The 13,389-nt window shown below is 44.8% G+C and carries 13 protein-coding genes; 9 read left to right on the forward strand and 4 right to left on the reverse strand.

All coding sequences use genetic code 11. The features are described 5' to 3' along the window. Positions 1-167 precede the first annotated feature (167 nt). Entirely contained in the window at positions 168-1,211 is a 1,044-nt protein-coding gene (locus tag IM500_RS06695; protein ID WP_190720177.1) for an N-acetyltransferase DgcN family protein, read from the reverse strand. Continuing rightward, positions 1,204-2,256, reverse strand: coding sequence for a dipeptide epimerase (locus tag IM500_RS06700; protein WP_190720180.1), 1,053 nt, complete (start codon positions 2,254-2,256; stop codon positions 1,204-1,206). The genes IM500_RS06695 and IM500_RS06700 overlap by 8 nt, the downstream gene beginning before the upstream one ends. Positions 2,257-2,464: 208 nt before the next feature. Here IM500_RS06700 and IM500_RS06705 point away from each other — a divergent pair, with 208 nt between their 5' ends. The 4 genes from IM500_RS06705 to IM500_RS06720 all read left to right on the forward strand — a co-directional run bounded on the left by IM500_RS06705 (position 2,465) and on the right by IM500_RS06720 (position 5,912). Continuing rightward, on the forward strand, positions 2,465-3,628 hold the full coding sequence (locus tag IM500_RS06705) for an LptF/LptG family permease (protein WP_147069372.1): 1,164 nt from the start codon (positions 2,465-2,467) through the stop codon (positions 3,626-3,628). A 60-nt stretch (positions 3,629-3,688) separates the two neighbouring features. After that, a complete protein-coding gene (locus tag IM500_RS06710) occupies positions 3,689-3,856 on the forward strand; it encodes a hypothetical protein (protein WP_002759244.1) in 168 nt (55 codons plus the stop codon). Between the two features lie 127 nt (positions 3,857-3,983). Next, a complete protein-coding gene (locus tag IM500_RS06715) occupies positions 3,984-5,327 on the forward strand; it encodes an adenylosuccinate synthase (protein ID WP_147069371.1) in 1,344 nt (447 codons plus the stop codon). A 27-nt stretch (positions 5,328-5,354) separates the two neighbouring features. Continuing rightward, positions 5,355-5,912 carry a 50S ribosomal protein L25/general stress protein Ctc gene (locus IM500_RS06720; RefSeq protein WP_190720183.1) on the forward strand — a complete coding sequence of 186 codons (558 nt, stop codon included), beginning with the start codon at positions 5,355-5,357 and terminating at the stop codon, positions 5,910-5,912. 700 nt (positions 5,913-6,612) lie between these two features. On the opposite strand, the gene IM500_RS06725 is transcribed toward IM500_RS06720, so the two are convergent. Further along, positions 6,613-7,599, reverse strand: a complete 987-nt coding sequence (locus IM500_RS06725) for a FliH/SctL family protein (protein ID WP_190720186.1) — start codon at positions 7,597-7,599, stop codon at positions 6,613-6,615. 112 nt (positions 7,600-7,711) lie between these two features. On the opposite strand from IM500_RS06725, the gene IM500_RS06730 reads away from it, so the two are divergent. From IM500_RS06730 to IM500_RS06745, 4 genes are all read left to right on the forward strand, one after another. Next, the gene (locus tag IM500_RS06730) at positions 7,712-8,701 is read left to right on the forward strand and encodes a DUF389 domain-containing protein (RefSeq protein WP_002798368.1); all 990 of its coding nucleotides are present in this window, start codon (positions 7,712-7,714) and stop codon (positions 8,699-8,701) included. 86 nt (positions 8,702-8,787) lie between these two features. Continuing rightward, the gene (locus tag IM500_RS06735) at positions 8,788-9,051 is read left to right on the forward strand and encodes a DUF3146 family protein (RefSeq protein ID WP_002733391.1); all 264 of its coding nucleotides are present in this window, start codon (positions 8,788-8,790) and stop codon (positions 9,049-9,051) included. Positions 9,052-9,325: 274 nt separating this feature from the next. Further along, the gene (argC, locus tag IM500_RS06740) at positions 9,326-10,387 is read left to right on the forward strand and encodes an N-acetyl-gamma-glutamyl-phosphate reductase (protein ID WP_287738004.1); all 1,062 of its coding nucleotides are present in this window, start codon (positions 9,326-9,328) and stop codon (positions 10,385-10,387) included. A 53-nt stretch (positions 10,388-10,440) separates the two neighbouring features. Then, positions 10,441-10,623 carry a hypothetical protein gene (locus IM500_RS06745; protein ID WP_147069368.1) on the forward strand — a complete coding sequence of 61 codons (183 nt, stop codon included), beginning with the start codon at positions 10,441-10,443 and terminating at the stop codon, positions 10,621-10,623. 236 nt (positions 10,624-10,859) lie between these two features. On the opposite strand, the gene IM500_RS06750 is transcribed toward IM500_RS06745, so the two are convergent. Beyond that, a complete protein-coding gene (locus IM500_RS06750; protein ID WP_287738005.1) occupies positions 10,860-12,152 on the reverse strand; it encodes a D-alanyl-D-alanine carboxypeptidase in 1,293 nt (430 codons plus the stop codon). Positions 12,153-12,301: 149 nt separating this feature from the next. Between IM500_RS06750 and plsX the strand changes: the two genes are divergently transcribed. Beyond that, a complete protein-coding gene (plsX, locus tag IM500_RS06755; protein WP_190722139.1) occupies positions 12,302-13,357 on the forward strand; it encodes a phosphate acyltransferase PlsX in 1,056 nt (351 codons plus the stop codon). Positions 13,358-13,389: the final 32 nt, after the last annotated feature.

Raw genomic sequence — 13,389 nt, forward strand, 5'->3', positions numbered from 1 at the left:
ATATTATCATGTCAAGTCGCCTTTGTCAAGAGAAAATTTGACAAAATCCAGATTTAGTAAAATGTAGTTAGACGGCAAAAATTTCTGCTTTGACTTGAAGCTAACAATCCGTCGTAACGCACCACCATCGACTGTGGTTGAATTAATCACTACTCACTGATTACTGATTACTGATCACTGATCACTGATAATAACCCTTGACCACCAAAACGGACAACATCGGTACAAAATAACCCCGTTTCCTCCTGCACAGTTTCTATAGCTTTAACTGCCGCCTCCGGACTAAGATGAAAAGTATTTAAACTAATCCCCTTTACCTTCACCTCCCCGAAACTTCCCCCGGCGCTGGCAGTCATTTCGTAGAGTTTAATCACTTCTGTTAGGGGAGGGATGAGAATATCGGGTAAATCATTGATATGAATTTGTCCAGCGCGATGGACGAGAATTAACCCCGTTGGTTGACTGCCACGCATTAAGGGCAAGGTAGCAGTGGATCCAGGGTGTAATAGGGAGCCTTGACCCTCAATAAACAGAATATCGTTATTTTCTGCTGATTCTAACACCAAAGCCTCGATCGCACCAGCAGCATAATCGACGCGCACTGCATCCAAGGGTACACCCTTCCCAGCGATCATAATTCCCCCCTGTCCAGTGGCTAAAAATTGCGATTTTAGCCCTTTTTCTTGGGCAACTCGGTGTAATTCGATGCTAGTGGACATTTTGCCCACACTCATATCCGTGCCTACGGTTAAAATACGCTGACAGGTTAAATTTTTCGCCCGCGCTTGCCCAATTTTTAAGTCTTGGGGTTCCAGACGGATATCCCAAATCCATTGATCTGGTTTAAGCTGAGGAAAAAGGGGTTTTAGGGGTGTATGGAGACCATTAACGAGGGATAACCCTGCATTTACCCCCTCTTTGATTTCTTCTAGCCAATGGGGGGGTAAAATGCCTCCTGAGGGTGCGATGCCAATTAACAGGGTATCGGGATGAGAGGTTAAAGCTTCCTTAACACTAGCAACAATCGGCAAGGGGCGATCGATTCCGGCCACTTCTTTTAAGGCGCTGCCGGCGCTTTCTGCGTCAATAATCGCCACTACCTGCGCTTTCCCGTAACGCAGATAACTTAATCCGGTTTTGCCGCGAGTTCCTTTGATTCCTTCATGGAGAAGAATCGCTACTTTCTTGTCAGGAGTCAAATAATTAGTCATCTTTTATCCGTAAACTAACACCCAAACCGGGTGAATTATTTGGTTGTAAACGTCCCTTTTCTAAGCTTAATCCCGTGAAGGGATCATCGCGTAAATTTAAATGACTATCTAGGTCGAGATAGTTGACAAGCGGGCCAAGATGTGCTATGGCAGTATTGGCTAAACTGCTATCAGAGTAACATCCGAACATAATTTGCAGTCGGCAAGCTTGGGCAATATGAATCATTCTTTGCACTTCGGCTAATCCACCGGCTTTCATTAGTTTAATATTAATGCCGTGGACTCGATCGGCCAGTTTCGGGATATCTTGACTAGAAAAACAGCTTTCATCGACGAAGATAGGTAGGGGCGATTTTTGGTATAAATCAATTAAATCTCGTTCTTGTCCCGCGGATAAGGGTTGTTCCACATAAATAACGCCTTTTTCCTCTAACCATTGGCACATTTTCACCGCATCGCTAAATTGCCAACCACCATTAGCATCGACAGTTAGGGGCAAATGGGGGACAATTTCTTTAATAGCTAGAATTATGGCTCGATCGGCTTCTATACCGTCCGGTGAGCCTAATTTGACTTTTAATAAGCTAAAATCGCCGATTTCTAGCCAATCTAACAGCCTTTTCTGCACATTTTCTGGAGAATTTAAACCGATAGTAACAGAAACTGGCGGAATCAAAGAGCGATCGAGTCCAAAAATTTGCCAGAGAGGTAAATTAGCTTTTTTGCCTAACCAGTCGTGCAGTGCCGTATCAATAGCGGCACGAGTAGCCGAAGATATCTGATTTTGCCATAAAATTTTCTCAATTTCTTGGCGTTGACAGGGGTGAAAAGATTGTAAAATAGGAGCGATCGAGTTTAATTCTTGCAGGATTTTATCGGGTTTTTTCTCCTCGCTGGTAATATCAAAAGGGGATGCCTCTCCCCACCCTTCGATATTTTCCTCGCTAATTTTCAGCCAGATATTAGTATTTTCGCTGGTAGTGCCGCGACTAATCCTTAAAGGTACTCGTTTATGAATAGTAAAAGTTTGCCAGTTTAGCAGCATAATTCACCTCGGGATGATCGGGGAATAGGAACAGAAAAATTATCTACACTTACCCAAATCCTTACTTCTGTCCACTCTCCCCGCAATCATACAACTTCCGGCGGTGTTTTTCGTCAAAGACAAAATATGATAGGCTAACCGAAGGTGTAAGCAAGACGGCTGCGGGTTAGGAAATTGGGATGAAAGAGGAGTGAGTTAACCAAAATCAATGATTAAGAAAAAGATTTCTTACTGGGTAAATGGAGGTATTGCCCTCATTGATCGCTATCTGATCAGCCAACTACTACCACCATTTTTATTTAGTGTTGGTTTATTTGCCTCTTTGGGAGTAGCGATCGGCAATCTTTCCGATTTAGCTAATCAGGTAGTTGATGCCAATCTACCCCTCGCTTCGGCCCTAGAAATTCTCCTGTTAAAAGTGCCAGAATTTGTCACTTATTCCCTGCCAGTTTCTCTTTTGCTGGCCACTTTAATCACCTACGGTCGTTTAAGTAGTGATAGTGAAACCGTTGCCCTGCAAAGCTGTGGAGTCACTCTTTATCGTCTTTTTATACCCACTTTCTGCCTGAGTTTAATAGTTACAGTTATGACATTTTTATTAAATGAATATGTGGTTCCCAATGCTAATTATCGAGCCACAGAAATTTTAGTTCAGAAAATTAATAAAGAAGCAAGTTTTTGGAAAAATAAAGATTTTTATTATCCCGATTATGAAATAAAAACCCTAGAAAATGGTACGATTAATCGCAATTTAATAAGTTTATTTTATGCTGAACAATTCGACGGTGAAAAGATGAAAACCGTCACCGTTATCCGTTGGCTAAAACAAGAATTAAATCAAATTATTATCGCCGATTCGGCCCGTTGGAATGCCGTCGATAACGTCTGGGACTTTTTTAACGGCATTATCTATGAATTAACCCCCCCTAACGCCTCCTATAGCCAAGTTATCCCCTTTAAAGCCGAAAAAATCGCTTTATCTCGCTCCGCTTTCGATTTTGCTCGTCAAAGCCGCGATCCCTACGAGATGAACATACCACAGGCGATCGAATATGTGCAACTGCTCAAACTCAGTGGCGATGATAAGAGAGTCAGGTTTTTTCAAGTGCGAATCCAGCAAAAAATCGCCTTTCCCTTTGTCTGTATCGTCTTTGCTACCATAGGTTGTGCCTTGGGTTCTCTACCGCAAAGAATCGGTCGGGGAACCAGTTTCGGTCTCAGTGTCGCCATTGTTTTCCTCTATTATCTTTTAAACTTCTTAGTCGGCAGCTTGGGACTAACCGCCACCCTCTCCCCCTTCTTAGCTGCCTGGCTGCCTAACTTTTTCGGTTTTGGGTTAGGTCTGTGGTTATTATGGCGACTTAACGGTTAGACTTTTTTGAAAATTTTCGTCAAGATAGGAGACGTAGAGTTATAGCAGGCCCCTTAGTCTATGTTTCCCTTCTTCTTTAACACTTGTGGCAGCACTTCCCGCCAAGAATGTCAAGAGCGTAAATTAACATTCCTCAAATGGATGCGCGATGACCTCGAAACCCGTCTAGCGGGATTAAATGCCGCTATCGAAACTATCGAGCGTCAAATCAGTCGGGAAGGTCAATAAACCCTGAAAATAGGCGAGTTTTCCCCTCGCCTTCTCCCCACAATTAGCTAAGAGAGATAACTTGACAGTTGTATTCGCCAAGAGGGATAATAGAAGTTTGTGTGAACTTTAGCTAGACTAAAATACCTTGGCTAACGTTATTGTGATCGGCGCTCAGTGGGGCGACGAAGGAAAAGGAAAAATCACGGATCTGCTGAGTCGATCGGCGGATGTGGTGGTGCGTTCTCAAGGTGGCGTAAATGCGGGTCATACCGTCGTCGTCGATGATCAAACGTTCAAACTCCATCTAATTCCCTCTGGGATTCTCTACCCAGATACGGAATGTATAATCGGCTCAGGAACAGTCATAGATCCCTCGGTGTTACTCAAAGAGATGGCGCAATTACACGCCCTCAATGTCACCACCGACAATCTCTATATCTCGCAAACGGCTCATGTCACTATGCCCTATCATCGGCTGCTCGATCAAGCATCCGAGGAAAAACGGGGTAAATATAAAATCGGCACCACGGGAAGGGGTATCGGCCCCACCTATGCCGACAAATCCGAGCGCATCGGCATTCGAGTCATCGACTTGATGAATACCGAGAATCTGCGGCAAAAACTAGAATGGACGATCAATTATAAAAACGTCATTTTAGAAAAGTTATATAACTTACCGCCTTTAGATGCGAAGACGGTGATCGAGGAATATCTAGAATATGCCGAGATACTGCGTCCCCATGTGGTCGATAGTTCCTTAAAAATCTACGAAGCAATCCGCAAGCGTAAGAATATTCTTTTTGAAGGGGCCCAAGGCACCCTACTCGACCTCGATCACGGAACCTATCCCTACGTTACCTCCTCCAATCCGATCGCCGGCGGCGCTTGTGTGGGCTCTGGCATCGGTCCGACGGTAATCGATCGAGTGATCGGTGTGGCCAAAGCTTACACCACTAGGGTAGGTGAAGGTCCATTTCCCACGGAATTAGAGGGGGAGATCGAGCAGTTATTGTGCGATCGCGGGGCGGAATTCGGGACCACCACCGGCCGTCGTCGTCGTTGCGGTTGGTTTGATGCGGTTATCGGTCGTTACGCGGTGCGAATCAATGGTTTAGACTGTCTAGCGATCACCAAGTTAGATGTTCTCGATACCCTAGAGGAAATCAAAGTCTGTGTCGCCTACCAATTGGACGGCCAAACCTGTCGCCATTTACCCAGCAGTGCCGGGGAATTCGCCCGTTGTCAACCGATTTACCGAACGATGCCGGGGTGGCAACAACCCACCAGTGATTGTCGGAGTCTGGAAGACCTGCCCAAACAGGCCCTCGATTATCTAAAATTCCTAGGGGCGATCATGGAAGTACCGATCGCTATTATCTCCCTGGGAGCTAGTCGCGACCAAACTATCATCGTTGAAGACCCCATTCACGGGCCAAAACGCGCTCTTTTGGACGAAAATGGCTCACCTTGGGATAATCACGAATTTTAAATCATTGCTAAAGAGGATTAGTCAACTATGCAAGTTAGCGTTGAATGTCAAAAAAGACCCGAAAATATTAACCCCAGGGCCCTACGTCGTCAGGGTTTGATCCCGGCGGTTCTCTACGGCCACAGCGGCACGGAATCGGTTTCCCTCGTGGTGGGAGAAAAAGCGGCCTTAACCCTGCTCAAAAAGGCCTCGGTAAATAATACCTTGGTGGATGTGAATGTTCCCGAAATGCCCTGGACGGGAAAAGCTTTGATCCAAGAGGTACAATCTCATCCTTGGAAAAGAAATCTCTATCACCTCAGTTTCTTCTCGGTGTCTGCCCACGGTAAGCTCGATATCGTTGTTCCGATTAAAGCCATGGGAGAAGCGATCGGAACCAAACAGGGTGGTTTAATCGAACAGTTCGTCAACGAAGTTAATGTCTCCTGTATTGCCGATAATATCCCGGAAGTGATCGAATTTGATGTTTCGGGCATCGGTGTGGGGCAATCCCTGCTCGTGGGTGATTTGAAAATGCCAGAAGGGGTGACTTTAAAAGATGATCCCCATACCACCGTTTTTGCCATTGTTGCCGCTAAACGGTAAATTCAGTGTCAGGGGTTTTGGGGTGATCAGACAGCTTCCCCCTCCCCAACCCCCACTCTGCCATAACTGCTACTGCATACTTTGTGCTTTTTGTCAAAAAAACTTTTTCTTGGCAATAAAACTACACAAAAAAAAGATCATCGTTGTGGGTGAAATTGACTAATTTACCTGTCTTAATTAGGATCACCCTGTAGGTGTGGCGAGGGTTTCAAGCATTGCTGTCCAAAAAAGCACAGGGTAAGCCACTATGAAATTCTATCAAATCGCTGTTACCACTGCAATATCGTTGTTAAATAAAAATCTTTCTCAATTAATTCTTAAGAATTTGTAAATATTGCTAAATGTTAATTTAAATATTCTCAAGTTTTTGGAGTCAATAAATAATTTTTGCTTATCTTTGGCGCATATTGGGTTAGAAGTCGGGAGTTAGGAGACTCCGAGACAGGAGACTCCGAGACAGGAGACAGGATTCAGGAGTCAGGAGACAGGAGGCAGGAGACTCCGAGACAGGAGGCAGGAGACTCCGAGACAGGAGATTATTTTTTTTATTCTCCCCACTACCCCACTACCCCACTACCCCACTACCCCACTACCCCACTACCCCACTTCCCCACACTCCACACCCCACACCCAACACCCCACACCCCACTTCCCCACTGCCCTCTCCGGTACTCCGGTGCGCCCCTCTCCCTGCTCCCATCTACTGAGGGGTTAGATCACAAAAACGCTTAAATAGCTCCTCGCGGGCGGATTCGATTAATAAACGGCTAGATTCGCTGGGGGATAAGGATAACAATCCTTCAATCACGGGATTAAAAGAATCATCTAACTGTCCAAAGCGCACTTGTAGTAAATTTTCGATCATCCCCCTGCGCGCCTCTTGACGACCTTCTTGACGACCTTCTTGACGACCTTCTTGACGACCTTCTTGACGACCTTCTTGACGACCTGCTTGAAGACCTTCTTCAAGAGCTTCTTCTCTAGCTTGTCGTCTCACTCCTTCTTTCCATTCCAGATAAGTTTGCGATAACGTCATAAACACCTCTCGATCCTCTTCTTCTAAAATATTTTGTATTTCCACGCTCACCCGCCAACTAAGTAATAGTTCTATGACATTTTGACGGTAGTTGTTCCCTATTGGTAATTCTAGCAACTCTCGCACGGCTTGATTCTGAGTTTTGCCCTTACCCAATAACCTTAACCAGAGGGTGTGAAAATTAACAGGAAGTTGATTGATCACAATAATAGCCGTGCGCTGTAAAGGAGGCAAGAAATAGACCCCTTCGGGCCAATTCCGGTCTAAGGCCGCCCCAAAACCGTTTAATATAGTCTCACTAACCAGAGGAGCAAGAATCCATAAACGGGGCAAATTTTCCTCATTGTAGGGGCTATTTTCTCGTTTGGCTTGTCGCTGTAGTTCAGCAAAAACGGCGGTTAATTTCGAGAGACAATTACGCACATCGGCACGAGTGGGAGAATTACGATAGGGTTCTAGGAGAGCGCTATTTAGGGCAATTTGACCTAATAATCCTAGATTATCGACAGTTATCTGCCGATCTGGATGAGGCGAAAAAAATAGATCAATTTGTCGGGTTTCGTCGGTAATTTCTTTGCTAATTTCTACCCGGCCTAGGGGCGATAATAATTCTTCCAGATAGTTTTTAGCAAATTGGTCATGAGGTTTCATCGATCGAGGCGAAGAAAAAAATGGTAAGATTAGTTAAAGAAAATGATACAAATATACATTGATTAGACAAAAAAAGCTATAAGTAAAAGAAAAGTTTATCTTCCTCAGCACCATGACGAGAAAAGAACGGCCCCACTCGTGGTTCTCAAGAAAACCCTTGACCTGGCAACAATCGCGGACTATGTGGCGCGATTTATGGTTAGAAGCGTCCCTCGATTTTCCCTATCTAGCTTTGATTGTCAGTTCTTGTGCGATCGCTACCTTTGGCTTAGTTGCCAATAGTGCAGCCGTGATTATTGGGGCGATGATTATTGCCCCTTTGATGTTGCCGATTCGTAGTCTGGCTTTTGGTGGTTTAATTGGCAGTTGGCGATTAATTCGTAAGTCGGCCTTGGCGATTTTAGTCGGTACGATCATCGCTTTAGCGATAGCTTGGTTGCTAGGATTATTGATCGGAATTTCCGAATTTGGTAGTGAAATTCAGGCCCGTTCTCAACCGAATCTTTTAGATTTAGGAGTAGCAATTACGGCGGGGGCAATCAGTGGTTATGCCAAAATAGAACCGAAAATTTCAGGTACTTTAGCGGGAACAGCGATCGCCGTGGCTTTAATGCCGCCAGTTTGTACGATTGGTTTAGGATTATCCCAAGGGAATTGGGTCCTAAGTTTGGGGGCAACTCTGTTATATATTACCAATTTATTAGGCATTGCTCTCTCCTGTTTGTTGGTCTTTTTGCTGGCAGGTTATTCTAATTTTCATCGGGCGCGTAACGCTCTAATTTTGACTTCTATCCTGACAGCAGTTTTGCTAATTCCGTTAGGAATAAGTTTTGCAACTCTGGCCAATCAAGCTCGCTTAGAAAGGTTGCTCAAAAAAGCTTTATTACAACGAACGATTACCTTTCAACGGGCAGAATTATTGGAATCTTCGATTAATTGGCTCAAGCAACCTCCCCGGGTGAGATTAGTAGTAAGAACTGCGGAAAGTATTACCCCCAGACAGGTGGAATTGTTGGAAGAATTCATTACTAAGGAAATGGGGCGACCTTTTCAATTAAATGTCTTGGTTTCTAAGGTTAATGAAGTCACTGCCCCAGAATAAAGTCGAGAAAATTAGCTCAAGTAATGACAAACAAGGATTAATTCGTTATCTTAATGTTTGATATTTAATCTATAGGTAGGGTTCAGGTGAGTGGCGGCAATCGACCAGAAAGCACGGCTTATGTGCGGATAATTAAGCAATCTTGGCAAACGGGGAAATTAGAGGGAGAAGTGCGGACGGAACAATATCAATGGCGTTTTCAATGGCATTTTCTTCAAGGCAAGTTATTAGTACAACCTTCCCTAGGTAGGGCTTTGATTTTTGAACCCTTGAATCGGTTTTTAGAACGCTACGATTATCAATTAGAACCGGGAGGAGATTATGAATTTACAGTGCGCTCAAAATTTTAAATATGGGGGATTGAATTACAGCTTTTCTCCTAAGGATGAAGTTTAACTTAATTTGGCCTCATCTCCCGATGACAGATTCCCTAAAAGGAAAACTTTGTACCTCATCATTAAGATAACAGCCTATTGATCAAGAGAAATTGACGGTTTATGGACAACCCGGCCGAGATACTAGATTTTTACAGGAAGTTTTTTGATTTAAATCCTGCCGGTTAGGCTAAAATTCGGCCATAGCAAAGCGTTATATTAACGATAAGAATTTTTAGGAACAAGGGAAATGACGCAAGGACAGAAGGTTTCAGTGGGTATTGTCGGCGCTTCGGGATATGGTGGCGTACAGTTGGTACGTTTGCTCAAAGAACATCCCCTTGTCGAATTAGTCTATCTGGGGGGCGATAGTAGTGCGGGGAAACCCTACAGTGATTTATATCCCCATCTCGGTCATAGTATTAATCTTAATGTGGAGGCGATCGATTTAGAGACAATTGCCTCCCGTTGTCAAGTGGTTTTCTTGGGTTTACCCAATGGTTTAGCCTGTGATTTAGCCCCTCCTTTGCTCGCTAAAGGGTGTAAAGTCTTGGATCTGTCGGCAGATTATCGTTTTACTAGCCTAGAAACCTATAGTAAATGGTATGGCAAGGAACGTCAGGATCGAGCGATCGCATCTACGGCTGTGTACGGTTTACCGGAACTTTATCGGGAAGATATTAAAAATGCCTCTTTGATCGGTTGCCCCGGATGTTATCCTACTGCTAGTTTAATGGCGATTTCTCCCCTGTTAAAACAGGGTTTAATTCTCCCGGAAACCACGATTATTGATGCCAAATCGGGAACTTCGGGGGGAGGAAGACAAGCTAAGATTAATATGTTATTGGCAGAAGCAGATAATTCGATCGGGGCCTATAATGTAGCGGGAAAACACCGTCATACTCCCGAAATCGAGCAGATTTGCAGTGATTTAGCCGGTCATGAGGTGCGCGTTCAGTTCACTCCCCATTTAATGCCCATGGTCCGAGGTATCCTGTCCACAGTCTATGCAACTTTGCGGGATCCCAATCTGGTGCGGGATGATTTGATCACTATCTACAATGCTTTTTATCGCGCTTCTCCCTTTGTCAAAATCCTGCCGGGGGGAGTCTATCCACAAACTAAATGGGCCTGTGGTACTAATTTATGTTATCTCGGTATTGAAGTGGATCCGAGAACCGATCGAGTAATAGTGATGTCAGCGATCGATAATTTAGTTAAGGGACAATCGGGACAAGCGGTACAATGTCTCAATCTCATGATGGGTTGGGAAGAATCCCTTGCTTTGCCGCAAATGTGTTTTTATCCTTAAAAATTTCTGGATGCGTTTAACCGAGTACATCTCATTTTTGTAAATCTACTGAGTTGGGATTTTTAAAGGGAAACTATCTGCTAAAATTGGTCATTACTTCCGATTTTATCACTCAATCCAAGCCTTTGGGGGGTTCTACCCCCCAAACCCCGGAGCGCATTAGTTTTTCGGTGGGATGCTTACACGCAGCTGCTGATACATTTGTAATTATTTTAAGAGTCACTGATAATTGCTGATTGTCGGTATTTCTGCAAAGGTGAGATGCACCCCGTTTAACCACACATCACATCCTTTGCTCAATTTCGGGAAAAACTGGCAAAATTTTGTCACTATGATTTGTTTACCGATTGGCAGCAAAGACAAGGAGAAAATGGCAGAAAAGTAGTCAGCTTATCGACAAAAGTGAATATAAGACCTTGCTAAAGTTCCTCACCACCAAACTAAATTTGATTGTCAAGTTGATATCAACCCCTTAGAAACCCTGACTTACCCGACTGGGATCACCTAGAAAGGCTCTTTCAGAAATCGATCCTTTAGTGGCTTCCGGGAGAATTTGCCAGTGCTGATCTAAAGCTTGTAACACCCGATCCTGCTGATTTCTGAATCCCTCGATATTGCTACTACCAGCATTCATAATCACAAACCAAACTTTACCCCTTTCTTGGGTGGGAATTTCTCCGGCTAAAGCGCTAACTTGGGCCAAAGTTCCAGTTTTAATCACCACTCCTTTGGGAATGGCGCGCCACTGCATAGTTCCTTTGGTATCGCGTCCCCCCACCGGAAATAAATCGGCGACTTGTATCGGTTGATTGGCTAACTTGCGATCCAAGGCCTTGAGAATCTCAATAACTGCCCGGGGAGACAAGCGATTTTCTACACCCAATCCCGAACCATTAATTAATTGAATTTCTGCCGCTCCTACCCGGGTAATTTTAGTATTAATTGCGTCCACTGCCGCGGGGCCGCCGAGCAACTCCGCTAACATTTCTGACATGACGTTGTTACTATAAATATTCATCTGACGCAACAGTTCCGTTAAAGTTAAGGACTGATGACCCAACAATAATCGGGCATTTTCGGGGCGAATTTGACTGGCTCGAACCATGCCCAAAATCTTCACCTGTGGGGCTTGTGTGCCGCTAGGAAGGCTCTGAAAAGCTTTTTGGGTTTCTTTTGACCATTTCGATTGATCAAGCCCAATTTTCAGCAATTCTCCCGCTTTGAGGGGATCGGTTTGAAAATTCATGGCGAATTTACCCGTAATGATCAGATCGCCTTTGACCTGACGGATGCCTAATTGATCGAGGCCATTGCCCACTGCGATCGCTTCTTCCCAGACAAAGAGAGGATCCCCTTGCCCTTCAATAATTAAATCTCCCTCTAACACCCCGTTTTTTACCTCTCCCGTTGTGTAAAAACGAGTAGCAAAACGATGATCGAGGGGCCAGGTTTCCACGGCGGCGAGAGTAGTGGCGATTTTAGTTAAAGAAGCCCCCGAAGCGGGCAGATTACCCTGATGATCGGCTAAATCAGCCCATTCCGTCTCAATTAAGACCCGTTGTTGACTAGAGTTTAAACCTTTTTTAGTCAAGTCTTGCAGATAATCGGCCACGATCGCCGCCACCTGGGGATCGGGAGCGGTGGGAAGGTCAAAAATAGGCTGATTTTGCCAAGAAATTAGGGGAATATTGGCGATCGGTTGAGATTGCCCCCCCAGCCAACCGAAGAGAAAGCCGAAAACTGCCAAATTAAAAACTGAGAACATCTTTTCCTTAATCGCAATGATGCCTTATTGTATAGAGATGATTGGTAATTTTTAACAATTGCTCGATCAGAAAACACTAATCCTCGATCGGCCAGCTTTTGTCAAGAGCTGCCGCTCAACTTATTAAAGATTTCTATCCCACTGACTCAATGGCAGAAACGGCATTAAATCGGGCAAGAATCGCGGTAGATGCGATGGGAGGTGACTACGCTCCCAACGAGATTATCGCGGGATCGATGCGAGCTTCCGAAGAATTAGATGTAGAAGTATTATTAGTCGGCGATTCTGAACGGATTGAGGCTTATTTCCAGCATCATCCCCGTCCCAAGAATCTCACGATCGTTCACGCAGAGGAAGTGGTGGCCATGGACGAAGAGCCGATCACCGCTATCCGTCGCAAACCAGCGGCCTCGATTAATGTGGCCATGGATTTAGTCAAACAAAATCGCGCCGATGCAGTGGTGGCCGCCGGTCACTCCGGGGCAGCCATGGCGGCGGCGTTACTGCGTTTAGGTCGTTTAAAAGGAATTGATCGCCCAGCGATCGGTGCGGTGCTGCCGACGATGTTGGCGGGTAAATCGGTGATTATCCTCGATGTCGGGGCGAATGTGGACTGTAAACCCAAATATTTAGAGCAGTTTGCCCTAATGGGGACAATTTACAGTAAATACGTTATGGGGGTTGAAGATCCGAAAGTCGGTTTGCTCAATATCGGCGAAGAACCCAGCAAAGGTGACGATCTCGCCCTAAAAACCTACGAATTATTAGAAAATAACCAGCAAATTCCCTTTATCGGCAATGCTGAGGGCCGGGATGTACTATCGGGACAATTCGATGTGATCGTCTGCGATGGTTTTGTCGGTAATGTCCTGTTAAAATTTGCCGAAGCGGTGGGAGGAGTTATCCTACAAATTCTCAAAGAGGAATTACCTAGAGGGATACAGGGTAAAGTCGGGACGGCTTTAATTAAACCCAATCTTAAACAGATTAAACAACGCATGGATCACGCGGAACACGGTGGTGCGCTGTTATTTGGAGTCGATGGGGTCTGTGTGATCAGTCACGGCAGTTCCCAAGCGCCTTCAATTTTTAACGCTATCCGACAGGCAAAAAATGCCGTTGATAATCGCGTTTCTGAGCGCATTCAAGCCTACAATGACCACCATCATCAATTAAAAGAGTTGTCGGTGAACGGTGAAGATTAAGCCGTCAGCCTTTTGCTGTTATCAGTAAACAG

The sequence above is a fragment of the Microcystis sp. M179S2 genome (genome assembly GCF_020245805.1).
GTDB classification, from domain to species: domain Bacteria; phylum Cyanobacteriota; class Cyanobacteriia; order Cyanobacteriales; family Microcystaceae; genus Microcystis; species Microcystis aeruginosa.

Bases quoted from the DNA above. Each gene is read 5' to 3' on its own strand.
- IM500_RS06750 (WP_287738005.1), bottom strand. From the start codon at position 12,152: ATGTTCTCAGTTTTTAATTTGGCAGTTTTCGGCTTTCTCTTCGGTTGG.
- plsX (WP_190722139.1), top strand. From the start codon at position 12,302: ATGGCAGAAACGGCATTAAATCGGGCAAGAATCGCGGTAGATGCGATG.
- IM500_RS06725 (WP_190720186.1), bottom strand. From the start codon at position 7,599: ATGAAACCTCATGACCAATTTGCTAAAAACTATCTGGAAGAATTATTA.
- IM500_RS06720 (WP_190720183.1), top strand. From the start codon at position 5,355: ATGCAAGTTAGCGTTGAATGTCAAAAAAGACCCGAAAATATTAACCCC.
- IM500_RS06705 (WP_147069372.1), top strand. From the start codon at position 2,465: ATGATTAAGAAAAAGATTTCTTACTGGGTAAATGGAGGTATTGCCCTC.
- IM500_RS06730 (WP_002798368.1), top strand. From the start codon at position 7,712: ATGACGAGAAAAGAACGGCCCCACTCGTGGTTCTCAAGAAAACCCTTG.
- argC (WP_287738004.1), top strand. From the start codon at position 9,326: ATGACGCAAGGACAGAAGGTTTCAGTGGGTATTGTCGGCGCTTCGGGA.
- IM500_RS06710 (WP_002759244.1), top strand. From the start codon at position 3,689: ATGTTTCCCTTCTTCTTTAACACTTGTGGCAGCACTTCCCGCCAAGAA.
- IM500_RS06700 (WP_190720180.1), bottom strand. From the start codon at position 2,256: ATGCTGCTAAACTGGCAAACTTTTACTATTCATAAACGAGTACCTTTA.
- IM500_RS06695 (WP_190720177.1), bottom strand. From the start codon at position 1,211: ATGACTAATTATTTGACTCCTGACAAGAAAGTAGCGATTCTTCTCCAT.